We start from the raw sequence: 23,011 nt of genomic DNA, 5'->3' as shown, positions 1-23,011 counted from the left end.
GTCGCCACAGCCGCGACAAGGTGCCCGTCAAGCGACGGGCGGTCCTTGGTATGAGCGGTCAGTGCGCCTCGGGACGCGGCGCCTGCTGGCCGTGCGTGGTGTCCATCGCCTCCAGCGTCGGGTGCTCCTGGGCCGCGTGCATCAAGTCCTCGGTCACCCGCAGCTCCGCGCCGGTCGGCGAGAAGGTCGCGGTCGGCGCGAACGGCGCCGGGTGCTCCGGGGCCGGGCGCTTGCCGCGGCGCCAGAGGAAGAAACCGACCATGGCCAGGTTGATCGCAGCAAAGGCCCAGAACAGACCGGCCTCGCCGTAGGCGGTCATCATCGGTGAAATGGCCAGCGGCGCCATGGCCGAGCCCAGCGAGTTGATCAGCAGCAGCCCCTGGATCATCGGCACCAGCGCGTCGGCCGGGGCCCGGTCGGCGGCGCTGCTGACGGCCACTGGGTACAGCGCGAACACGCCGCCGCCGAGCAGGAACAGCAGCGCCGGCAACAGCACGGTGTCGGCCGGCAGCAGCACGATCAGCACCGACAGCACGGTGCACAGGGCGGCCAGGGCGATCAGCACGTCCTGGCGGTCCTTGCGGTCCGACCAGCGCCCGACCGGATACTGCAGCAGCATGGCGCCAAGGATCACCCAGGCCATCATGTCACCGACCTTGCCCACATCCAGGCCGATGCGTTGCAGGTACAGCGGCAGCAGGGCATAGATGCCAGCGATGGCGACCCCCGAACCGAAGCAGCCGACCAGCCCGGTCGGCGCCACGCCCAGCAGTTGCCGCGGCTTGAGCGGCTCGACCTGGTCCAGCAGCGGCGATACCCGCGGCAGGATCACGATCGGCAGCACCGACAGCGTGGCGAGCATGCCGGCAACCATGAACGGCGCGGTCTCGCCCCAGCCGGTGACTTCGCCCAGGCCGGCCTGGGCGATCACCCCGGCGCCATAGAAGGCGATCATGTACAGCGCCAGCAGGCGCCCACGGATCTTGGCGTCGCCGGCCAGCAGCAGCCAGCTCTCGATCACCAGGAACACCCCGACCGCGGCCCAACCGTTGATCAGGCGCAGGGCGAACCACCAGGTGGTGTCGTAGAACAGGCCCTGCAGCAGGATGGTCGCGCCGATCAGGGCGGCGAAGCTGCTGTAGGCGCGGATGTGGCCGATGCGCAGGATCAGGCGGTCGTTGAAGATCGCCCCCAGGGTCAGGCCGATGAAGTAGGCCGAGGAGACTACGCCGATGGTGGTCGCCGATTCGCCGGCGGCGCCCAGGCGCAGGGTGGTCAGGGAAGACAGCACGCCATTGCCCAGGGCAATGATGAACAGGCCGAGCAGGGGTGCCAGCGCCATCGCCAGCAAACGCACAGACATAGTTACCTCAAGGTTGAAAAGAGCTCAGATGCGCCTTTTCGGCTGCACGGGCCGGGTCGTGGCGCAGTGCAGTGCGACCTGGGCGGGCTGCGACCTTGGCAAGATTCAACCGCAGACCTGATAGAGGCAGGCCAGGCGGGGGCGGTTGAGCCTGTTGCACATGCGCGATGTGATGAGGCGTGAACGCTGTCTTTGCGGGCGGTTGCCACCGGCTGGGGCGACGGGCGAAAAGGAGGCGGGATTTTAAGGCCTGTGCAGGATTTGCCAAGTAGGATAAGGCTGCGACGAGTAGCCGCAGGGGCGTCAGCCCAGCCGCTGCGCCGTCAACAGCAGGGATTGCGGTACCTGGCTCTGCGGATGCTGCGGTTCCTGCAACTCCAGCAGGCCGAACCCGGCCAGTTCCAGCGCTTTCAGCCAGCTGCCCAAGGTGCGGAAGTACCAGGGCATGGGGCACCAGTCACCGGCGAAACCGGCGAACGACTCCTCGCGCCAGCCATCCTGGTAGTGGCCGGCGGCGGCCGTCCACGGGTGCAGGGTCTGGATCAGCAGCGTGCCGCCGGGCAGCAGCAAGGCCCGCATGGCGCAGAGCAGGGGGATGATGTCCTGTTGCAGGAGGGCGAAATTGGCGCACACCAGGTCATAGCCGTGGCCGATGTCCACCGTGCCTTCGGCCAGTTGCCGGTAGCTGGCCAGGTGAACCTGTGGTGAGCCCGCCGAGTGCGCGGCGGCAACCAGCGTCCCATCGCCATCCACACCGACCGCGTCGATGCCTCTCGCCGCCAGGGCCCGCAGCAACCAGCCCTCGCCGCAGCCGAGGTCGAGCACCCGGGCAGGCTGACGTGCGAGCACGGCGAGCAGTATCGCCTGGTCGGTGACCTCGCGGCGGGAGGCGATGGTGCCGGAGCGTACGGCCTCGATCCAGGCCTGGGCGTTGTGCCGCCAGCTGTCCAGCAGGGGATCGGTGGTGGTGGGCATGGTCAGGTTCGATGAAGGTGGGTGGCTTCAGCATAGGACAGCCTTGTATCCGAGGTCCTTTGCTCTGCACACTGGCGCACCTGCGAAGGAGCATGGCATGGCACTTGCGAAAGCGGATTTCACCACGCGCCTGCTGGTCGATGCCGGTGTCGGCCCTGGCATGCGCGTGCTCGACGTTGGATGCGGCAGCGGCGATGTGAGCTGGCTGCTGGCTCGCCTGGTGGACGGAGATGGTGCGGTGGTCGGCGTTGACCTGGCGGTGGGCGCCCTGGAAATCGCACGCCAGCGCGAGACACCCAAGGGCGCGGTGGTACCTGAGTTCGTGCAGGCTGACCTGCAGGCACTGCCCGAGTCCCTGGGGTTGTTCGACGCCATCGTCGGGCGTCGGGTGTTGATGTACCAGGCGGAGCCGGTCAAGGCCCTGCGCCTGTTGGCCCGGCACCTGCTGCCCGGTGGGCTGATGGTGTTCCAGGAGCATGACGGCAGTCTCACCCCGGCCAGCCTGGAGCCCTTCCCGCTGCATCGCAAGGCCCAGCAATGGCTGCAACGGATGCTGGCCCACGAGGGGGCGGACCTGCATATCGGCTTCAACCTGCATCGGCTGTTCAGCGAGGCGGGGCTGGCGGTCGAGGACCTGCGTGCCGAGTGCCTGGTGCAGACACCCGACAGTGCCTACCCCTTGGCCGATATCGTTCGCGCCTGCCTGCCGCGGATCATCGCCCATGGCGTGGCTACGGCCAGGCAGGTCGGGATCGATACGCTGCACGCGCGACTGGAGGCCGAGCGGCTTCAGTCACGGGGTATCTACATCGGCGACATGGCCTTTGGCATCTGTGCGCGCAAGCGCTGAACAATGTGTTTATTTGATCAAGGAGATATCGGATGGCGCAGTACACCGCACAAGTGACCTGGACCCGTGATGGGCAGGATTTTCTCGGTAACCGCTACAGCCGGCGGCATGTGTGGCGTTTCGATGGTGGGGTGGAAGTGCCGGGCTCTTCCTCGCCCCATGTGGTGCCGTTGCCGATGTCGGATGCCTCGGCGGTGGATCCTGAGGAGGCGTTTGTCGCGGCGTTGTCGAGTTGCCACATGCTGTGGTTCCTGTCCCTGGCGGCCAAGCAGCGGTTTTGTGTCGAGCGGTATGTTGATGATGCCTTGGGGGTAATGGGGATTGATGGGGCTGGGCGCATGGCCATGACCGTGGTGACCTTGCGGCCGGTGGTCGAATTTTCCGGGGAGCGGCGGCCTGGGGTTGAGGAGTTGGAGCGGTTGCATCATATGGCGCATGAGGCGTGCTTTATTGCCAACTCGGTGAAGACTGAGGTTCGGTGTGAGCCGGTGGTTTCTGGGTGAGATAGTGATTGTTGATTGTTTTGAGAGTTGTATGCGCATTCATTTATGATGTCGACGCTTATTCACCTTTCCGCCCTTACGGTGGGTTACTTTGGTCGTGGCCAAAGTAACCAAAGCCGTGGCGCTCCATTCATCCGGCCCTGCGCTTCGCTCCGGGTTCCCTCACTCCGGCCTTGCTCCCGGGAGGACCGCGCTGCAGGGCCCATCCTGGGCCCCAGCGCTTGACGGGCATCCATGCCCGTCACCTCCCTCCGCAATGCCTGCGTTCGGCCTCCTGAAGTCGCGCAAGTTACGGGCGGCGCCTGAACTAACGCAGCTGTCGCTAGTTGAAAGTTTAATTAATCTCTCGAATATCGCCAGTCGCGGTTATATACAGCCCTGTAGGAACGGGCTTGCCCCGCGAAGAGGTTGAAACATTCAAGGAATAACAAACTACAGAACAAATGATCTCTTGCTCTTGCTCTTGCTCTTGCTCTTGCTCTTGCTTCTAAGCGCGCGATAGTTCAGGCAACACCAATTGCGACTTCAGGAGGCCGAGCGCAGGACTTGCGGAGGGAGGTGACGGGCATGGATGCCCGTCAAGCGCTGCGCCCCAGGATGGGGCGTTCAGCGCGGTCCTCCCGGGAGCAAGAACGGAGCGAGGGAACCCCGGAGCGAAGCGCAGGGGCCGGATGAACGGAGCGGAACGGTTTTGCCTACTTTTCCCACGAGAAAAGTAGGCCGCCGTAAAGGCGGAAAGGTGACTAAATGTCGCTATCTTCTATGAATGCGCATAAAAATATCAAAAACAATAATCCCATAACCAGAACAGAACCAGAACCAAACCTTTCAGGCAATAAACTCCGACTCCACAACCTCCCGCCCCTCACCCTCATCCTGCCGAACACTGAGCACCACAGCCCCCCCACACAACCCGACCAACCCTACACTGGCCACCACGATATCCCCCATCCCCATACCAGCAAGCATCAAAAACAGACTGATCCGAAACAGTGCGGTCATGGCCAACTCCAAGGTGGGGTTAACGAACTCCAGAAAACCACCATAAACCTGAAGCCCCCCATCGACACCGCCAGGACAAGCGTTTGGCACTGAATCCCCCCGCTTTGGCAGAAAGCCCGTCACTTGACGCCACCCCCCATCCCTGATTTGATTGAAACCGTTTTCATCAACCCTGCAAAAGCGCAAACAAGAAGGAAACAGGGTGAACAAAGAGCCAGCTCCCGCCCGCGGGCGGGTCACCATCAGCGAGGTCGCCAAGGCCGCCGGCGTTTCCAAGGCAACGGTCTCGCGCTACATGGGCGAAGACAGGCAACTGCTCGCCGAAGCCACCGCGCAACGTATCGAGGCCGTCGTCGAACGCCTCGGCTACCGCCCCAACCGCATGGCCAGCGCCCTCAAGCGCGGCCGCACCGGGCTGATCGGCATGCTCCTGGCGGATATCCGCAACCCCTACTCGGTGGCGGTGATGCACGGCGTCGAGACCGCCTGCCGCCAGCACGGCTACAGCCTGGTGGTGTGCAACACCGACTACGATGACGACCAGGAACGCAATCACCTGCAGGCCCTGCAGTCGTACAACGTCGACGGCCTGATCGTGAACACCCTTGGCCACCGCGCCGATGAATTGGCGAAGCTGGCCCGCGACCTGCCGATGGTGCTGGTCGACCGGCAACTGGCTGGTTTGTCGGTCGACCTGGTAGGGCTGGACAACTCCGACGCCGTCGAACAGGCCCTCGATCACCTGCAGCGTTGCGGTTATCGCGACATCCTCGCCGTGACCGAGCCGCTCGATGGCACCAGCTCCCGCGAGGAGCGGGTCGATGCCTTCCAGGCTTCCATCGCCCGGCGCCCTGGCCTGCGTGGGCAGGTGCTGGAGGTGGGTGTGGACCTGCCGGAGCAACTGGGCAGCTTCATCGCCGGGGCAGGGCACGGCCCGCAGGCGCTGTTCACCTGCAACGGCGTTGCCACCCTGGCAGTGGTAGGCGTGCTGCACGCCCGCGGCGGGACGCTGTTCCAGGATCTGGGCCTGCTGGCGCTGGACGAACTGGACTGGTACCCGCTGGTAGGCAGCGGCATCACCGCCCTGGCCCAGCCCACCGGGCGGATCGGTGCCGCAGCGTTCCAGTGCCTGCTGGAGCGCCTGCAAGGCAGCGGTTCGCCGGCGCGGCGCCTGGATTTGCAAGCCGAACTGATCCCGCGAGGCTCCACCCGATCACAAGCATGACGGCGTCCTTGACGCCGTTGCTGCTGACGAAAAATGAAACCGGTTTCATCTACAAGAACAAGGACCACACACATGCAAACGCCCATTGTCTCCATCAGCTTGTCGAGTTTCGGTGCCGATGCCGTGCGGCGCCTGGGCCAGGCCAGCTATCTGCCGCTGCTGGCCGCCGCCGGTGCGCGACGGGTGGAATGGCGCGAGGAACTGTTCGATGCCGCGCCCGATACCGCTACCCTGGCCAGCCTGGCCGCCGAGCATGGCCTGCAGAGTCTTTACTCCACGCCACTGGAGCTGTGGCGCGAGGATGGCAGCCTGGAGCCGGCCATCGCCCAACGTTTGCAACGGGCAAGCGAGATCGGCGCGGTGGCGCTGAAGGTGTCGCTGGGGCATTACCAGGCGGGTTGCGACCTGCAGGCCCTGGCGCCATTGCTGGGGCACAAGACGGCGCTGTACGTGGAAAACGACCAGACGCCCTACGGCGGACGGCTGCAAACCCTGGAAAGATTCTTCCGCGAAGCGCAGGCACAGGGCGTGGCGCCGGGCATGACCTTCGATATCGGCAACTGGTACTGGCACGACGAATCGCCGCTGCTGGCGGCGCAACTGCTGGGCCGCTGGGTGCGCTACGTACACTGCAAGGCTGTGGCCCGGCGAGCCGACGGGCGCCTGGTCGCGGTCGTGCCCCAGGCGCTCGACCTGGTGCAGTGGCGCGAACTGATGACGCATTTCGCCCCGGACCTGCCGCGGGCCATCGAGTACCCCCTGGCCGGTGACGACCTGTTGGCGCTGACCGCGCGGCAGGTCGCGCAACTGGCGCAGCTGGAAGGGCAGGTGTGCCATGGCTGAGCACGACGTCCTGTGTTTCGGTGAAACCATGGCCATGTTCGTGGCCGCGCAGGCTGGAGAGCTGGCCCACGTCGAGGGGTTCGGCAAGCGCATTGCCGGCGCCGACAGCAACGTGGCCATCGGCCTGGCGCGTCTGGGGCTGGGGGTGCGCTGGCTGAGCCGGGTCGGCAATGATTCGCTCGGTGCCTTCGTGCTCGACACCCTGCGCCAGGAAGGGCTGGACTGCTCGAGCGTCGAGATCGATGACGAGCACCCCACCGGGTTCCAGCTCAAGGAACGCTGCGACGATGGCAGCGATCCGAAAGTCGAGTATTTCCGCCGTGGCTCGGCGGCCAGCCGGCTGTCGCCGACCCAGCTGCAACCGGCGTTGCTGGAGGCCCGGCATCTGCATGCCACCGGAATCCCGCCGGCCCTGTCCGGCAGCTGCCGCGCGCTCTGCCACCAGTTGTTGGACGACATGCGCGCCCATGGCCGCAGCATTTCCTTCGACCCCAACCTGCGCCCTTCGCTGTGGCCGGACCGCCAGACCATGGTGCGCGAGATCAATGCACTTGCGTTCAAGGCCGACTGGGTCCTGCCGGGGCTTGAGGAGGGGCGCCTGCTGAGCGGTCGCCAGTCGCCGCAGGGCATCGCCGAGTTCTACCTGGAGCAGGGCGTGCAATGCGTGGCCATCAAGCTCGGCGCCGAAGGCGCCTACTGGCGCGACGCCAAGGGTGAACATGGGGTGGTCCCGGGTTTTCCGGTGGCCCGGGTGGTCGACACCGTGGGTGCGGGCGACGCCTTCGCCGTCGGCGTGATCAGCGCCTTGCTCGAGGGCCTGCCGCTGCGCCGGGCAGTGGCCCGGGGCAACTGGTGCGGCAGCCGGGCGGTGCAGAGCCGGGGCGACATGGAAGGCCTGCCGCAACGCCACGAACTGGACCTGCACGAAAACGCTTCGATCCAACCACGCTGAATCGCCGGACCGTCCGGCACCTGATGTGACAAGAACAACAAGACCAGGAGAATTCCCCATGCAGCTTGATCGACTCGCTCCCAGACGCTGGTGGTACATCATGCCCATCGTCTTCATCACCTACAGCCTGGCCTACCTCGACCGGGCCAACTACGGCTTTGCCGCGGCCTCGGGCATGGCCGACGACCTGAAGATCACCCCCGCGCTGTCGTCACTGCTTGGCGCGCTGTTCTTCCTCGGCTACTTCTTCTTCCAGGTGCCGGGCGCCCTTTACGCGCAAAAACGCAGCGTGAAGAAGCTGATCTTCGCCAGCCTGATCCTCTGGGGCGGCCTGGCGACCCTGACCGGCGTAGTCCACGACGTCTATCTGCTGATCGTCATCCGCTTCCTGCTGGGTGTGGTGGAGGCGGCGGTGATGCCGGCCATGCTCATCTATCTCTGCCACTGGTTCACCCGCGCCGAGCGCTCACGGGCCAACACCTTCCTGATCCTCGGCAATCCGGTGACCATCTTGTGGATGTCGGTGGTTTCGGGCTACCTGGTGCAGCAGTTCGACTGGCGCTGGATGTTCATCATCGAAGGCGCGCCGGCGATTCTCTGGGCCTTCATCTGGTGGCGCCTGGTGGATGACCGCCCGGAGCAGGCCAAGTGGCTGGACGTCCGCGAGAAGGCGGCGCTGCGCCAGGCGCTGGACGCCGAGCAGCAGGGCATCAAGCCGGTGAAGAACTACCGCGAGGCGTTCCGCTCGCCCACGGTGCTGATCCTGTCGCTGCAGTACTTCTGCTGGAGCATCGGCGTATACGGTTTCGTCCTCTGGCTGCCGTCGATCCTCAAACAGGCGGCGGCGCTGGACATCGTCACCGCCGGCTGGCTGTCGGCGGTGCCGTACCTGGGGGCGGTGGTGGCCATGCTCGGCGTGTCCTGGGCCTCGGACCGCCTGCAGAAGCGCAAGCGATTCGTCTGGCCGCCGCTGCTGATCGCCGCCCTGGCATTCTATGGCTCGTACAGCCTGGGCACTGAACATTTCTGGTGGTCCTACACCTTGCTGGTGATTGCCGGGGCCTGCATGTATGCGCCGTATGGGCCGTTCTTCGCCATCGTGCCCGAGCTGCTGCCGGCCAACGTCGCCGGGGGCGCCATGGCGCTGATCAACAGCATGGGTGCGCTGGGCTCGTTTTCCGGCTCGTGGCTGGTGGGCTACCTCAATGGCGCCACCGGCGGCCCCGGCGCCTCCTACCTGTTCATGTGCGCGGCGCTGCTGCTGGCCGTGGCCCTGACCGCCGTTCTCAATCCCTTGCAACAGACACGCCGGCAAAGCCTGGCGCCCAGCCGATAGGTACCGTGCAATGAAGAAACGCATCGTCCTCTACAAACGCCTGTCCGACGCGCTCATGGCCCGTCTGCAGGCGCACGCCGAGGTCACCCTGGTCGAATCGCCCAGTGCTGACGGCCTCGCCCGGTTGCGTGCGGCGCTGCCGGGCGCCCACGGGCTGCTTGGCGCCAGTTTGCGCCTGGACGCCCCCTTGCTCGACCTGGCGCCGCAGCTGGAGGTGGTCTCCAGCGTCTCGGTCGGCGTCGACAACTACGACATCGACGCTTTCAATCAGCGCGGCGTGCTGCTGACCAACACCCCCGATGTGCTCACCGAAACTACCGCCGACACCGGCTTCGCCCTGATCCTGGCCTGTGCCCGGCGGGTCGTCGAGCTCGACGGCTGGATCCGCGCCGGTCATTGGCAGGCGGGCATCGGGCCGGCGCAGTTCGGTTGCGACGTGCAGGGCAAGACCCTGGGCATCGTCGGCATGGGCCGCATCGGCGAAGCCCTGGCCCGGCGCGCGCATGCCGGTTTTGGCATGCGCGTGCTGTACCACACCCGCCAGCCGCGGCCCGAGGTGGAGGCGCGGTTCGCCGCCGCGCATCGCAGCCTGGAGGCATTGCTGGCCGAGTCCGATTTCGTCTGCCTGTGCCTGCCGTTGACCGCCGCGACCGAGAACCTGATTGGCGCGCCACAGCTGGCGCTGATGAAACCGTCGGCGATCCTGGTGAACATCTCCCGTGGCCGGGTGCTCGACGAGACGGCGTTGCTCCAGGCCCTGGCCGAGCGACGCATTCGCGGCGCCGGCCTGGACGTGTTCGTGCGCGAACCGTTGCCGGCTGATTCACCGTTGCTGCAACTGGACAACCTGGTGGTGACGCCGCACATCGGCTCGGCCACCGAGGAGACCCGCGAGGCCATGGCCCGCTGCGCGGTGGACAACCTGCTGGCCGCCCTGGCCGGCGAGCGGCCGCAGAATCTGGTCAACCCACTTGCCTGGGCGCGGCGAAACCCATGAGCGGGGCGAGCACTGCGCTCGCCCCGTGTTTGCCATAACAACAGCCCTTGCCCGATTCGATATCCCGGGGTCGCGCCGCGGCCCTTTTGGCAAAACAAGGCCGCTTCGCCGAGACAGCGCTGTCTCGGTCTGCGGCCCCGGGAACTTCATCGGTGAAAAGGGCGACGATTTCCGTATGACCTGATCAACAGAGAGACATCCTCATGTCCAAGGACCAACCCGCCTCCGTGCATCCGGCGCGCCGGGCGTTCCTGCGCCAATCCCTGACCCTGATCCCGGTGGCGACTCTCGCCGGCACGGGGCTGGGCGGCGCAGTGCTCGCCGACAGCGCCACCCAGGCACCCGCCGAACCGGCCCGAGCGGCCCCGGCGCGTGCCTACCAGCCGCGCTTCTTCACCCAGGAAGAGTGGGCTTTCGTCAGCGCCGCCGTGGCCGTGCTCATCCCCACCGACGCCCTTGGCCCCGGTGCGGCCGATGCCGGCGTGCCCGAGTTCATCGACCGTCAGCTCAACACCCGCTACGGTAGCGGCGGGCTGTGGTACATGCAGGGGCCATTCCGCCCCGACGCGCCCAGCGAATTGGGCTACCAGCTCAAGCTCAGCCCCCAGGAGATCTACCGGCTGGGCATCGCCGAAACCGACGCCTGGTGCCAGGCACAGTTCGGCAAGGCGTTCGCCCGGCTCGGCCTTGAACAACAGCAGCAGGTGCTCGAGGCCCTGGACGGCGGCAAGCCGGCCTTTGCCTCGGTGCCGGCCCCCACCTTCCTCGGCATGCTCTGGCTCAACACCCGCGAGGGCTTTTTCAGCGACCCCCTGCACGGCGGCAACCAGGGCCTTGCCGGCTGGAAGCTGGTCGGCTTCCCCGGCGCCCGCGCCGATTTCATGGACTGGGTGGAGCGCGACGAGCGCTATCCCTTCCCGTCGGTGTCCATCAGCGGCGAGCGAGGTTGAGCCATGAGCCAAGTGATGAAGAAAGTCGATGTGGTCATCGTCGGGTTCGGCTGGGCCGGTGCGATCATGGCCAAGGAACTGACCGAGGCCGGCCTGCAGGTGCTGGCCCTGGAACGCGGCCCGGCCCGTGACACCTACCCGGACGGCGTCTATCCGCAGACCATGGACGAGTTGACCTACAACTCGCGCAAGAAGCTGTTCATGGACATTTCCCGCGAGACCGTGACCCTGCGCCACAGCGTCAACGACGTGGCCGTGCCGTACCGCCAGTTCGGCGCCTTCCTGCCCGGCACCGGTACCGGCGGAGCGGGGCTGCACTGGTCCGGCGTGCATTTTCGCGTCGACCCGGTGGAACTGCGCCTGCGTAGCCACTATGAGGAGCGCTACGGCAAGCGGTTCATTCCCGAGGGCATGACCATCCAGGATTTCGGCGTCAGCTATGAAGAGCTGGAGCCTTACTTCGATTTTGCCGAGAAGGTGTTCGGGACCTCCGGCACCGCCTGGTCGATCAAAGGTCAGGTGGTGGGCCGCGACAAGGGTGGCAACCCGTTCGCCGCCGACCGCTCCAGCGATTTTCCGCTGGCAGCGCAGAAGAACACTGTGTCGGCGCAGCTGTTCGAGAAGGCCGCCCGCGAGATCGGCTACCACCCCTACAACCTGCCGTCGGCCAACACTTCCGGGCCGTACACCAACCCCTACGGCGCGCAGATGGGGCCGTGCAACTTCTGCGGTTACTGCAGCGGCTATGCCTGCTACATGTACTCCAAGGCCTCGCCCAACGTGAACATCCTCCCGGCCCTGCGCCAGGTGCCGAACTTCGAGCTGCGCAACAACGCCCATGTGCTGCGGGTCAACCTGACCGCCGACAAGCGCCTGGCCACCGGCGTGACCTACGTCGACAGCCAGGGACGCGAGGTGGAACAGCCCGCCGACCTGGTGATCCTCGGCGCGTTCCAGTACAACAACGTGCGCCTGATGCTGCTCTCGGGTATCGGCAAGCCCTACGACCCAGTGAGTAATGAAGGGGTGGTGGGGCGCAACTTCGCCTACCAGAACATCTCCACCGTGACCGCGTTCTTCGACCGCGACAGCCACCACACCAACCCCTTCATCGGCGCCGGCGGCAACGGCGTGGCGGTGGATGACTTCAACGCCGACAACTTTGACCATGGCCCGCACGGCTTCGTCGGCGGTTCTCCGTTCTGGGTCAACCAGGCCGGCGCCAAGCCGATCTCCGGCACCAAGGTGCCGCCGGGCACGCCGAAGTGGGGCAGTGCCTGGAAGGCCGCGGTGGCCGACAGCTACCAGCACATGCTGTCGATGGACGCCCATGGCGCGCACCAGTCCTACCGCGACAACTACCTTGACCTGGACCCGGTGTACAAGGATGCCTACGGCTTGCCTCTGCTGCGCATGACCTTCGACTGGAAGGACAACGACGTGAAGATGAACCGTTTCATGGTCGAACGCATGGGCAAGATCGCCGAGGCGATGGGGCCCAAGGCAATCAGCGCGGGCAAGAAAGCGTTCGGCCAGCACTTCGACGCCTCCACCTACCAGACCACCCACCTCAACGGTGGCGCGATCATGGGCACCGATCCCAAGACCAGCGCGCTCAATCGCTACCTGCAGTGCTGGGACGTGCACAACGTGTTCGTGCCCGGCGCCTCGGCCTTCCCCCAGGGCCTGGGCTACAACCCCACCGGCCTGGTGGCGGCACTGACCTACTGGTCGGCGCGGGCGATCCGCGAGCGCTACCTGAAGAACCCCGGTCCATTGGTGCAGGCATGAGGAAGGCCAACATGAAGACATTGTTCATCGCCATGCTGGGCCTGGGCGCCAGTACCTTGCTGCAGGCCGCCGACGCGGTGGACCCGGCGCAGGTCAGGCAAGGCGAATACCTGGCCCGCGCAGGCGACTGCGTGGCTTGCCACACCGCCAAGGGCGGCAAGCCGTTCGCCGGCGGGTTGCCCATGGAAACGCCCATCGGCACCCTGTACTCGACCAATATCACACCCCACGCCAGCGGTATTGGCCAGTACAGCTACGAGGACTTCGAACGCGCCGTGCGCCAGGGCATCGGCAAGGACGGCAGCACGCTGTACCCGGCCATGCCGTACCCGTCCTACGCCCGGGTCAGCGACCCGGACATGCAGGCGCTCTACGCCTACTTCATGCATGGCGTGCAGCCAGTGGAGCAGCAGAACAAGGGCAGCGACATCCCCTGGCCGCTGAGCATGCGCTGGCCGCTGGCGCTCTGGCGCGGGTTGTTCGCGCCGCCGGTCAAGCCGTTCGAAGCCGCTGGGCGCGATGCGGTGGTGGCGCGCGGCGCCTACCTGGTCGAAGGGCTGGGGCATTGTGGCGCGTGCCACACGCCGCGGGCGCTGACCATGCAGGAAAAAGCCCTGGATGCCGGTGACGGCGCGGCGTTCCTGTCCGGCAGCGCGCCCCTCGAGGGCTGGATCGCCAAGAGCCTGCGCGGTGACCACAAGGATGGCCTGGGCAGTTGGGACGAGGCGCAGATCGTCGCCTTCCTCAAGACCGGGCGCAACGAACGCACCGCGGTGTTCGGCGGCATGAGCGATGTGGTCGAGCACAGCATGCAGTACATGAGCGACGCCGACCTGACCGCCATCGCCCGCTACCTCAAGACCTTGCCGCCGGCGAACCCGGACGACAAACCGTTTCGCGAGGACCGTACCGTCGCCCAGGCGCTGTGGCAGGGCAATGACGGCAAGACCGGCGCGGCGCGCTACGTCGACAACTGCGCCGCTTGCCACCGCACCGACGGCAAGGGCTACGCCCGGGTGTTCCCGGCGCTGGCCGGCAACCCGGTGGTGCAGGGCGAGGACGCCACCTCGCTGATCCACATCGTGCTCGAGGGCGCGACCTTGCCGGCCACTGCAACGGCGCCTTCTACCTTCAGCATGCCAGGCTTCGGCTGGCGGCTGTCGGACCAGCAGGTGGCCGATGTGGTCAACTTCATCCGCAGCAGCTGGGGCAACCAGGCGGCGGGGGTGAGTGCAGGGCAGGTGGCGCAGTTGCGCAAGGCGCCCCCTGTGCCGCTCAAGGCGGAATCGTTAGTGGGTGACACGACGGGCACCGTGGAGCCCTGATGGTCCGACGGGGGACGCCTGGCGTCCCCTTTGGGCTTGACTCATCGAGTTAGCGGGACGCTGGCGCACGACAACACAATCTCGAAATGACATTAACTAGGCCTCACAAACTGGTTTAGTTAATTGATGTAAATAATTGATCTATAAGGTTTTATCTTTTTGCTACAGCATGCTGCACGCACTGCTCGTAGTACGTCTGCTTGATTGCCGTGGGCTTGAGCCGCGACCGGCTGTTGTAGGTCTGCTCGGTAATGCCGAACGCCGTCATGCGCATCCATGGCTTGGCAAATTTGCGCACCTGCAGCTTCTTGCGCGTGGCGTAAAGGGTGACCCCGGATAGCTTGGCCTGCTGCGCCTCGGCGGCAATCTGCGCACCCCAGCCGCACACCTGGCGATCGTTCTGGCTCAATGCCCGGGCCTGGGCGCCGAAGGCGGCGGTGGCCAGCAGGCAGCCGGCCACGGTTGCTAGAATCACTCGCATGTTGCTGTCCTAAGCATCTGAAGGAAAACAAAGTTTGCCTTCGCTCGCGACGCCTGGGGGCCAGCAGTTTGCCGTCAGGCGATGGCCATTTGCAGGCCGTCGTGCTGGCGCGTGCGCAGCGACAGCAGGGCCAGGGCCGCGATCCACAGCACACCGACGCCGTAGTTCAGGCGCTGGTAGAGACCGAACAATTCACCGCTGTGCACAGACTTGGCCATCAATACGACAGTGAGCACCGCCAGCAGCGCGCTCAGCAGCGACCCCCAGGCCAGCCCCGGGGATCGGGCCAGACGCGTGCCCAGGCCGATCCACAGCATGCTGGCGAGGGTCAGCGAGAGGAACATCAGCAGGCCGCCGAGGTTATGCATCTGTTGCGAGAACGATGGCTGCAGCGGCGCACAGCCCTGGTCACAGGCGAACCCGCCGGTCGCCAGGCTGCCCAGGCCATGCAAGAGCACCAGCAAGGCGCTCAGTCGCGCCAGCTTCGAGCGCCGCCAGCGCCGCGCCAGGCCCCAGGCGAACAGCGCGAACAACAGGGCCAGCGGGAAATTGTTGACCCACGGCGACAGCCCGTGGGTGGGCGCGCCGACCGCGCCGAGCTGGCTCATGGCTTGCTGCAGGTGGTCGTAGCCGGGGTAGGCCAGCGCCGTCAGGGTAACGCCCAGCAATAGCCAGAGGGGGATGAGCAAGCCGCTGGCGAGCAGCAGGCGATCGAACGTCTTCATGCAGTGCCTTCCTTGGTGAATGCTGGACGCAGCCTACCGCTTCGCCGTGGCCATTCGCCAGTCTTAGCGGCCGTTGACCAGCATCACCAGCAGCACGCAGGCCAGCAGCGCCAGGTAGGCCCGGGCGTGCACGCTGTCGGAGATGCGCCCGAGCAGGGGCGCGGCCAGGTGCATGCCGAACCAGGCGCCGACAGTCATCACCAGGGCCGCGCGCAGGTCGATGAAACCCAGCAGGCCCGGGCCCAGGTCGGGCTGGCCGGCCGGCAGCAGCGCATAGACCAGCGTGGCCGCCAGGGCCATGGGCAGCGACAGCGGGTTGGCCATGGCCGTGGCGGTGCGCATGCTGGCGCCGCGGCGGCGCATCAGCGGTACGGTCATCACGCTGCCGCCCACTCCGAGCAGCGCTGCCAGGGCGCCGATGGGCACGCCGACCAAGCTGGCGTCGGTCTTGCCCAAGGGCGTCAGGCGATGTTCGCCAGCGCACACGAAACCCGGACGCAGCCAGGCGTCCAGCAGGCTCAGCGTCAGGTAGGCGATGAACAGCCAGCGCAGCCAGGCACTGGTCATGGACAGCGCCGCCCAGGCCCCGAACAGCGCGCCCAGGGCGATAGCCGGCGCCAGGGGCCGAACCAGGTCCCAGCGCAGGCTGCCCGCGCGGTGGTGGCGCCAGGTGGCCAGGGCGCTGCTGAAGATCATCACGGTGGCCGAGGTGGCTACGGCAATCTGCATGGCGTGCTGGGCCACGGCCGTCCCCGCGCCATGGCTGGCCAGCAGCAGGGCATAGAACAGCGGCACGGCGAAGAAGCCGCCGCCAAAGCCGAACAGCAAGGTGGTGATGCCGGCGCACAGGCCGAACAGGCCAAGCAGGGGATAGAGCATGGGGTGGGCCTCGGGCCAGGGTTGAGGCGGTCAGGGTAGGCGGCTGTCTCTTGGCTGGCTTGCGCAACTTGGCCAATAATCGTCGTGTTTCGGCCAGAGCCTCCTTTCATGCGCAATGTTCCCCTGTCCCAGGTCGATGCCATCCCCCGTGCAGTGCTGGCCATTGCCACCGACTATCCGCCCGACACCTTGCTGCCCAGGCATGTCCATCGCCGGGCGCAGTTCCTGTATGGCATGAGCGGACTGATGGAGGTGCTGACCGATGACGGTGCCTGGGTCATTCCGCCCGGCAGCGGGGTGTGGATTCCGCCCGGCAAGCCGCATCAGGTGCGCATGCGCGAGGTGAGTACCCGCAGCCTGTACATCGAGCCAACCGCGCTGCCAAGGCCGGGCAGCGTGTGTGAGGCACTGCGGGTCGGGCCGCTGCTGCACCAGCTGTTGCTGGCCAGCGCCGAGGTGCCGGCCCTGCATGACGAGGCGGGACGCGATGGCCTGCTGCTGCGTCTGGTGCTGCATGAGCTGGGCCAGGCCGAACGTCTGCCGCTGTTCGCGCCGCTGCCGGCCGAGCCACGCCTGGCGGCCCTGTGCCAGGCATTCCTGGCGCAGCCGTCGGTCCACACCCGTGGCGAAACCTGGGCAGCGCAGCTCAACTGGAGCCCGCGTACCTTCAGCCGACGCTTTCGCGAACAGACCGGACTGTCATTCGGTCAGTGGCGCCAGCAGGCCTGTCTGATGGCTGCGGTGACGCGGCTTGCTACCGGCGATGCAGTGACCACCATCGCCTTGGACCTGGGCTATGAAAGCCCCAGCGCGTTTTCCAGCCTGTACCGGCGAGTCATGGGCCAGCCGCCGTCGACGGCACGCCAGGGTCTATGAAAACCCCGTATGACTAGCGGGGGGAGGAAAAAAAGATCGCGGAGACAGGCACAAGCCCGCCGCCCGCTTCCACGGGAGGTGTTCTGGGACCAGCAGAGGGTGACCGGGGAAACGGGGGCGGTATTGCACCGCCCCGCGATCAAAGCTAACGAAGCTTCGGTGGGTCAGGCAGCCTGGTGGTGCTTGACCTGGGACTTGCGGACCTGGGCGCGGCAGGCGTCGCCGAAGGCCTGGAACATCTTGATCGAGTCGGGGTTCTTCGCCGCCTGCCACTCCGGGTGCCACTGCACCGCGAACAGGAAGGGCGAGAGGCTCGGGGCGTGGATCGCCTCGACCAGGCCGTCTTCGGCATGGGCGATCGGCTCGATGCCGGCACCCAGGTTGCGCAGGCCCTGGCCGTGCAGCGAGTTGACGCGGATCTCGTCAGTGCCGAGGGTCTCGCGCAGCCAGCTGCCTGGCTTGATCTTCACGCTGTGCACCGGGGCGTACTGGACTTCGACCGGATCTTCCGGGTTTTCCCGGTGGTCGTTGAAGCCGGGTTCGGCATAGACCTTCTGGTAGATGTCGCCGCCCAGGGCCACGTTGATTTCCTGCATGCCGCGGCAGATGCCGAAGATCGGCAGGCCGCGCTTGATCGCCGCCTTGACCAGCGGCATGTCGAACAGGTCGCGGTCCTTGTCCTGGCCCTTGCCGGGGGTCTGGTTTTCCTGGCCGTAGAGGGTCGGGTCGATGTTGCTGCCGGCACCGGTCAGGTAGACGCCGTCGGCCATGTCCAGGTAGGTCTCGAGGTCTTCGACGCCGCAGCAGGTGGGCACCAGGACCGGGACGCAACCGGCGAACTCGACCAGCGGGGTGATGTATTTATGGGTCATGACCTGATAGTCATGGCCTTTGCGCTCTTGACTGCCCATGGTCATCAGGACGACGGGTTTGCGCAGGGAGGGTTGCTTGTTGCCAATGTTGCTGTTGGACATATGTCACCTTGAGACAGGTCATGCCTGTCGTTGTTGTGCAGGCGCACGGCCGGGGCCTTGAGTGCTGCCTGGAGCCCCGAGCACTGCCGGCTCGCCTTGCAGGCGATGTCGGTCGGGGCCTGACGCATAGCTTGCCAGAGGCGTTCGATATGTCAAACGAGTGGCGGAGCGTTCAGGCGCCGTTTTGCGGGGGCTTGGGGCCGCCGGGGCCTTTGGTGACAAGGGTTTGGCGGGGGTGTTGGTCAATAATATTTAACGACGCAGTTGGGTCTTTGCGTCGGTGCAATGATTGTGTTTGGCTGGGGCGGAGTTTTGGCCTCATGCCGGATCTTGATCTTGCTTCTAAGTGCGCAATAGTTCAGGCGCCGCCAATTGCGGCGTCAGGAGGCCTGCGTTTGGCCTCCTGACGTCGCGAAGTTACGGGCGGCGCCTGGGCTGGCGCAGCTGCCGCTAGCTGCCAATGAGGTTGAACATGCGGCTGCCAAGATCAAGATCCGCATCAGTATGAACGGTGACGCAGCCTTGCAAGAGGGGGCGGACAGGGTGGCGCTTATTGCACCCAGAACCGCGAATCGCTAATGCAGTATCTGCTTCAGGAACGCCTGTGCCCGTGCCGTACTGGGCTGCCCGAAGAACACCTCCGGCGGGCTGTCCTCGATAATTTTCCCGCCCTCGAGGAACAGCACCCGCTCGGCCACTTGCCGGGCGAAACCCATTTCGTGGGTGACGCAGAGCATGGTCATGCCGGTGCCGGCCAATTGCACCAACACATCCAGCACCTCGGCCACCATTTCCGGGTCAAGCGCCGAGGTCGGCTCGTCGAACAGCATGATCCTCGGCTTCATGCACAGCGCCCGGGCGATCGCCACACGCTGCTGCTGGCCGCCGGACAGCTGGCCGGGGTACTTGTGCGCCTGGCTCTCGATGCCGACCTTGCTCAAGTACAACCGCGCCCGCTCCTCGGCCTCCCGGCGCGACAGGCCGCGCACGCTCATCGGCGCCAGCAGGCAGTTGTCGAGCACGCTCATGTGCGGGAACAGGTTGAAGTGCTGGAAGACCATGCCGATCTCGCTGCGCACCTGGTCGGCCTGGCGGCCTTTGCTCGCCAGATCGGTGCCGGCCACGCGGATGCTGCCCTGCTGGGCGATTTCCAGACGGTTGATGCAGCGGATCAGCGTCGACTTGCCCGAGCCTGACGGGCCGCAGAGCACGATGCGTTCGCCCTCGCGTACCGACAGGTCGATGTCGTGCAGCACATGGAAGGCGCCGTAGTGCTTGTTCAGGCCCTCGATGCGGATCAGCTCCGGGCGTGGATCGGGGGCAGGGTGCAGGCTGGCAAGGCTCAGGGGGGCGGTCATCTTGTTGTTCTCCCGCTCAAGGTTCAGTTGAAACGTGCGGCGCTGTAGGGCGCAGGGTCGGTGAAGGGGCGCTCGCCTGTCATCAGCTCGGCCAGCAGGCGGCCGCTGACCGGGCCCAGGGTCAGGCCGTGGTGGGCATGGCCGAAGTTGAACCACAGGTGCTTGTGCAGGGGCGCCGGGCCGATCACCGGGCGCATGTCCGGCAGGCAGGGGCGGCGGCCCAGCCAGGGCTTGTCGTCCAGGCGCTCGCCCAGGGCCGGGAACAGCCGGCGTGCCAGGGCCTCGCAGCGGCGTAGCTGGATCTCGTTGGCGGCCTCGTCGCTCGCCGCGAACTCGATGCCGGTGGTCAGGCGCACGCCACGGGCCATTGGCGCCAGGACGTAGCCGCCCTGGGTGTCGCAGATCGAATGACCCAGCTCGGCGCCGTCGCGGGTGGCGTAGTGCATGTGGTAGCCGCGCTTGATGCCAAGTGGAAAGCGGTAGCCCAGCCGCTCGTAGAGGTCGGCCGACTGCGGGCCGAGACAGGCCACCACGTCGTCGGCGGTCACGCTGCCGCGGCGCGTGTCCAACTGCCAGCCGTTCTCGACCTGGCGCAGGCTACGGGCATCGCCGTGGAGGAACTGCCCGCCGCGCTGGACGAACAGCGCGGCGTAGCCACGGGTCAGGCCTCCCGGGTTGCTCACCGTCTTCGGGTCGAGCCAGTGGATGCCGCCGATCACGCCACCGTCCAGCTGCTGCTCGCGGGCCAGCAGTTGTTCGCGTTCGAGGATCTCGTACCGAAGGCCGTAACGGGCCAGCCCCTTCAGATCGCGTTTGGCCTGTTTGAACAGCGCGGCATCACGGTATACCTCGATCCAGCCCTTGGCCTGTACCAGTCCTTGCAGGCCGGCAGCCTCGATCAGCGCATCGTGCTCCTCAACGCTGCGTTGCACCAGCGGCAGCATGTCGGCGGCGGCCTTGGCCAGTTGCCCAGGCGCCGACTGGCGCCAGTAGCTGAGCAGCCAGGGCGCTGCCTTGGGCAGGTGGGTCAGGCTGTAGCGCACATCGGGCTGGCGGTTCAGGCCGTAGCGCAGCAAGGCACTCCACTGGCGCGGGAAGGCGTAGGGGATCACACTGGAGCGCTCGATCAGCCCGGCGTTGCCATGGCTGGTGCCGCTGCCCGGTTCGTCACGGTCGACGAGGAGCACCTGGCGTCCGCGGGCCTGCAGGTGCAGGGCGGTGCTGACGCCGACGATACCGGCGCCGAGGACGATGGTCTGGCAATGCATGGAAGGATTCCTTCAATCAGTTCAGGTGGCGGCCCAGGCGGGCCTCCAGGTGTTTCAGGGTGCGCCGGACCACCTCGACGATCAGCAGGTAGAGCACCGCCGCCCACAGGTAGATCTGGAAGTCGAAGCTGCGCGAGAAGGCCAGCTTGGTCACCCCCATCAGGTCGTAGATGGTCACCAGCGAGGCGATGGCGCTGGCCTTGATCATCATGATCAGCTCATTGCCCAATGGGCCGATGGCGACCAGCAGCGACTGCGGCAGCACCACCTTGAAGAATGTGGTCGAGCGCTTGAGGTTGAGGGCCTTGGCGGCCTCGTACTGGCCTGGCGCGACAGCCATCAGGCTGGCGCGGAAGATCTCGGCCTGGTACGCGGCGGTGTTGAGGGTGAAGGCGAGCAGGGCGCAGTACCAGGCCTCGCGGAAGAACCACCACAGCCCCAGGTCCTGCCAGAACCCCTTGAGCGAACCAAGCCCGTAGTACAGCAAAAACAGCTGCGCCAGCAGCGGCGAGCCGCGGAAGAAGTACACGTAGCCGGCGGCCAGGCGTTGCAGCACGAGGCTCCGCGACATCCGCGCCAGGGCCAGGAGCATGCCCAGCAGCGCGCCGAGGGTGAAGGAGATCGCCACCAGCTTGGCGGTGACCAGCAGGCCATCGACGAAGCGCGCGCCGTAGCGCTCCAGCAGGTCGGGATCGAGCACGTAGGCCAGCAGTTGCTCCGGGCTCATGGGCGGGCTCCTTGCAGATGGCGGTTGCTGCGCCGCTCCAGCAGGGCGAAGACCCTGCCCGACAGCGCCGAGAACAGCAGGTAGACCAGGCAGGCGACGCCGTAGAACAGCATCGGTTCCTTGGTCACGCTGACCGCCAGGTTGGTCTGGCGCATCAGGTCGATCAGCGAGATGGTCGAGACCAGCGAGGTGTCCTTGAGCAGGCTCAACCAGTTGTTCGACAGGCCCGGCAGGGCGATGCGCGTCAGTTGCGGCAGCACCACCTTGAAGAATCCGGTGCGCTTGCCCAGGCCAAGGGCCGCGCAGGCCTCCAGCTGGCCCTTGGGCAGGGTCTTGAAGGCCATCAGCCAGATTTCGCTGGAGAACGCGGCGAACACCAGGCTGAAGGCAACCATGGCGGCGAGGAAGGTGTTGATCAGCACCTCGCCCTGGTAGCCCATCGCGGCGAGGATCTTCTGCGCGGCGATCTGGCAGCCGTAGTAGATGATCAGCAGGGTGAGCAGTTCGGGCAGGCCGCGGAACACCGTGGAGAACGTGGTGGCCCAGGCCCGCGGCAGGCGTTTGCGCGAGCGCGCGGCCAGCGCCACCAGCAGGCCCAGCGGCAGGCCGATGGGCAGGCAGGCCAGGGCCAGCGACACGGTCACCAGCGCGCCGGCCAGCAGCGCCTGGCCCCAGCCACCGCTGGCGAAGGAGAGCAGGGAAAGTTGATCGAGCATGGATGCATCCTCGAGGTCGGCGGGTCGCATAGCGCCCTGATCGCGATGCAAGGCCGCTCCCAGGGGGATGGCGGCCTGGTGTCGCGAAAGGGCTGCGGGCAGCCCCAGGATTCGTATCAGTTATAGATATCGAAGGCGAAATACTTGCTCGCGATCTTCTGGTAGGTGCCATTGGCCACGATCGCTGCCAGCGCTTCGTTCAGCCGCACGCGCAGGGCTTCGTCATCCTTGCGCACGGCAATCGCCGCGTCGGCCTTGGTGCCGTTGACGTCGCCGAGGATCTTGCAGCAGTCCTTGCCATTCTTGTTCAGCCATTCGTGCAGCGGGAACTTGTCGGCGATCACCCCGTCCAGGCGTCCGGCGGCAAGGTCGGCGTTGGCCTCGTCCAGGGTCGGGTACAGCTTCACATCCGCGCCGGCCTTGCCATACACGTCCTCGGCGTAGATCGCCTGGGTCGAGGCGGACTGGGCGCCGACCGTGTAGCCCTTGAAGTCGGTCTGCGCGTCGCTGATCTTGCTGTCCTTGGCGACCGCCACGGTCAGCGGGGTGCGGTAGTAGCGGTCGGTGAAGGCGATCTTGCGGCGCCGTTCCTCGGTGTCGATCATCGAGGCCACCACGGCATCGTACTTGCGCGCCATCAGCGCCGGGATGATGCCTTCCCAGTCCTGGGCCACCAGGGTGCACTCGACTTTCATCTGCTCGCACAGGGCATGGGTGATGTCGATGTCGAAGCCGTGCAGCTGGTTGTCGGCATCGACGTAGTTGAACGGCGGGTAAGCGCCTTCAGTGGCAAAACGCAGGGTCTCGGCACTGGCGCCGGCCGCCAGCAGCAGGGCGCACGCACCCACCACAGCCATGGTTCCTTTCATCTCGCACCTCGGTAGTTGCACTCTTG

23 protein-coding genes are annotated in these 23,011 nt (G+C 66.2%); 11 read left to right on the top strand and 12 right to left on the bottom strand.

The features are described from left to right. Positions 1-58: 58 nt before the first annotated feature. Together ACVWZ5_RS00165 and ACVWZ5_RS00160 are read right to left on the bottom strand one after the other, a co-directional pair. A complete protein-coding gene (locus tag ACVWZ5_RS00165) occupies positions 59-1,363 on the bottom strand; it encodes an MFS transporter (protein WP_084942403.1) in 1,305 nt (434 codons plus the stop codon). A 303-nt stretch (positions 1,364-1,666) separates the two neighbouring features. After that, positions 1,667-2,338 carry a class I SAM-dependent methyltransferase gene (locus ACVWZ5_RS00160; protein WP_062573877.1) on the bottom strand — a complete coding sequence of 224 codons (672 nt, stop codon included), beginning with the start codon at positions 2,336-2,338 and terminating at the stop codon, positions 1,667-1,669. Positions 2,339-2,435: 97 nt separating this feature from the next. Here ACVWZ5_RS00160 and ACVWZ5_RS00155 point away from each other — a divergent pair, with 97 nt between their 5' ends. Together ACVWZ5_RS00155 and ACVWZ5_RS00150 are read left to right on the top strand one after the other, a co-directional pair. Continuing rightward, positions 2,436-3,188 (top strand): methyltransferase domain-containing protein, encoded by a 753-nt coding sequence (locus ACVWZ5_RS00155; RefSeq protein ID WP_457340268.1) that lies wholly within the window; start codon positions 2,436-2,438, stop codon positions 3,186-3,188. Between the two features lie 32 nt (positions 3,189-3,220). Next, a complete protein-coding gene (locus ACVWZ5_RS00150) occupies positions 3,221-3,691 on the top strand; it encodes an OsmC family protein (RefSeq protein ID WP_062573879.1) in 471 nt (156 codons plus the stop codon). An 828-nt stretch (positions 3,692-4,519) separates the two neighbouring features. Here the strand turns inward: ACVWZ5_RS00150 and ACVWZ5_RS00145 are convergent. Beyond that, entirely contained in the window at positions 4,520-4,903 is a 384-nt protein-coding gene (locus ACVWZ5_RS00145) for a hypothetical protein (protein WP_143514940.1), read from the bottom strand. Between ACVWZ5_RS00145 and ACVWZ5_RS00140 the strand changes: the two genes are divergently transcribed. The 8 genes from ACVWZ5_RS00140 to ACVWZ5_RS00105 all read left to right on the top strand — a co-directional run bounded on the left by ACVWZ5_RS00140 (position 4,896) and on the right by ACVWZ5_RS00105 (position 14,112). Further along, the gene (locus ACVWZ5_RS00140; protein WP_457340267.1) at positions 4,896-5,918 is read left to right on the top strand and encodes a LacI family DNA-binding transcriptional regulator; all 1,023 of its coding nucleotides are present in this window, start codon (positions 4,896-4,898) and stop codon (positions 5,916-5,918) included. The genes ACVWZ5_RS00145 and ACVWZ5_RS00140 overlap by 8 nt on opposite strands. A gap of 72 nt (positions 5,919-5,990) precedes the next feature. Further along, entirely contained in the window at positions 5,991-6,761 is a 771-nt protein-coding gene (locus ACVWZ5_RS00135; protein WP_457340266.1) for a sugar phosphate isomerase/epimerase family protein, read from the top strand. Next, on the top strand, positions 6,754-7,713 hold the full coding sequence (locus ACVWZ5_RS00130; RefSeq protein ID WP_435768071.1) for a PfkB family carbohydrate kinase: 960 nt from the start codon (positions 6,754-6,756) through the stop codon (positions 7,711-7,713). The genes ACVWZ5_RS00135 and ACVWZ5_RS00130 overlap by 8 nt, the downstream gene beginning before the upstream one ends. A 58-nt stretch (positions 7,714-7,771) precedes the next feature. After that, positions 7,772-9,049, top strand: a complete 1,278-nt coding sequence (locus ACVWZ5_RS00125; RefSeq protein ID WP_062573883.1) for an MFS transporter — start codon at positions 7,772-7,774, stop codon at positions 9,047-9,049. 10 nt (positions 9,050-9,059) lie between these two features. Beyond that, positions 9,060-10,046 carry a 2-hydroxyacid dehydrogenase gene (locus ACVWZ5_RS00120; protein ID WP_062573884.1) on the top strand — a complete coding sequence of 329 codons (987 nt, stop codon included), beginning with the start codon at positions 9,060-9,062 and terminating at the stop codon, positions 10,044-10,046. A 203-nt stretch (positions 10,047-10,249) separates the two neighbouring features. Next, positions 10,250-10,996 (top strand): gluconate 2-dehydrogenase subunit 3 family protein, encoded by a 747-nt coding sequence (locus ACVWZ5_RS00115; RefSeq protein ID WP_457340265.1) that lies wholly within the window; start codon positions 10,250-10,252, stop codon positions 10,994-10,996. 3 nt (positions 10,997-10,999) lie between these two features. Next, a complete protein-coding gene (locus ACVWZ5_RS00110; protein WP_457340264.1) occupies positions 11,000-12,787 on the top strand; it encodes a GMC family oxidoreductase in 1,788 nt (595 codons plus the stop codon). An 11-nt stretch (positions 12,788-12,798) separates the two neighbouring features. Continuing rightward, a complete protein-coding gene (locus ACVWZ5_RS00105) occupies positions 12,799-14,112 on the top strand; it encodes a cytochrome c (protein WP_062573887.1) in 1,314 nt (437 codons plus the stop codon). A gap of 151 nt (positions 14,113-14,263) precedes the next feature. Here ACVWZ5_RS00105 and ACVWZ5_RS00100 read toward each other — a convergent pair whose 3' ends face one another. The 3 genes from ACVWZ5_RS00100 to ACVWZ5_RS00090 all read right to left on the bottom strand — a co-directional run bounded on the left by ACVWZ5_RS00100 (position 14,264) and on the right by ACVWZ5_RS00090 (position 16,197). Further along, positions 14,264-14,593, bottom strand: coding sequence for a hypothetical protein (locus ACVWZ5_RS00100; RefSeq protein WP_062573888.1), 330 nt, complete (start codon positions 14,591-14,593; stop codon positions 14,264-14,266). Positions 14,594-14,667: 74 nt separating this feature from the next. After that, a complete protein-coding gene (locus tag ACVWZ5_RS00095) occupies positions 14,668-15,318 on the bottom strand; it encodes a DUF998 domain-containing protein (RefSeq protein WP_084942412.1) in 651 nt (216 codons plus the stop codon). A 63-nt stretch (positions 15,319-15,381) separates the two neighbouring features. Next, positions 15,382-16,197, bottom strand: coding sequence for a sulfite exporter TauE/SafE family protein (locus ACVWZ5_RS00090; RefSeq protein ID WP_062573890.1), 816 nt, complete (start codon positions 16,195-16,197; stop codon positions 15,382-15,384). 108 nt (positions 16,198-16,305) lie between these two features. On the opposite strand from ACVWZ5_RS00090, the gene ACVWZ5_RS00085 reads away from it, so the two are divergent. After that, positions 16,306-17,073: an AraC family transcriptional regulator gene (locus ACVWZ5_RS00085; protein WP_457340263.1), complete on the top strand. Its 768-nt coding sequence runs from the start codon at positions 16,306-16,308 to the stop codon at positions 17,071-17,073. 164 nt (positions 17,074-17,237) lie between these two features. Here the strand turns inward: ACVWZ5_RS00085 and ACVWZ5_RS00080 are convergent, their stop codons facing one another. The 6 genes from ACVWZ5_RS00080 to ACVWZ5_RS00055 form a co-directional block, all read right to left on the bottom strand. After that, a complete protein-coding gene (locus ACVWZ5_RS00080) occupies positions 17,238-18,047 on the bottom strand; it encodes a gamma-glutamyl-gamma-aminobutyrate hydrolase family protein (RefSeq protein ID WP_062573892.1) in 810 nt (269 codons plus the stop codon). Positions 18,048-18,622: 575 nt separating this feature from the next. Continuing rightward, entirely contained in the window at positions 18,623-19,405 is a 783-nt protein-coding gene (locus tag ACVWZ5_RS00075) for an amino acid ABC transporter ATP-binding protein (RefSeq protein ID WP_084942414.1), read from the bottom strand. Between the two features lie 23 nt (positions 19,406-19,428). Beyond that, positions 19,429-20,673 carry an NAD(P)/FAD-dependent oxidoreductase gene (locus ACVWZ5_RS00070; RefSeq protein WP_084942415.1) on the bottom strand — a complete coding sequence of 415 codons (1,245 nt, stop codon included), beginning with the start codon at positions 20,671-20,673 and terminating at the stop codon, positions 19,429-19,431. Between the two features lie 16 nt (positions 20,674-20,689). Beyond that, positions 20,690-21,400 carry an ABC transporter permease gene (locus tag ACVWZ5_RS00065; protein WP_062573896.1) on the bottom strand — a complete coding sequence of 237 codons (711 nt, stop codon included), beginning with the start codon at positions 21,398-21,400 and terminating at the stop codon, positions 20,690-20,692. After that, entirely contained in the window at positions 21,397-22,116 is a 720-nt protein-coding gene (locus ACVWZ5_RS00060) for an ABC transporter permease (RefSeq protein WP_028692148.1), read from the bottom strand. The genes ACVWZ5_RS00065 and ACVWZ5_RS00060 overlap by 4 nt, the downstream gene beginning before the upstream one ends. A gap of 116 nt (positions 22,117-22,232) precedes the next feature. Continuing rightward, the gene (locus tag ACVWZ5_RS00055; RefSeq protein WP_062573897.1) at positions 22,233-22,985 is read right to left on the bottom strand and encodes a transporter substrate-binding domain-containing protein; all 753 of its coding nucleotides are present in this window, start codon (positions 22,983-22,985) and stop codon (positions 22,233-22,235) included. Between the last annotated feature and the right edge of the window lie 26 nt (positions 22,986-23,011).

The sequence above is a fragment of the Pseudomonas sp. TE6283 genome (genome assembly GCF_054060555.1).
The sequence above is the reverse complement of the archived record's forward strand: the minus strand, read 5'-3'. Positions and strand labels throughout refer to the sequence as shown.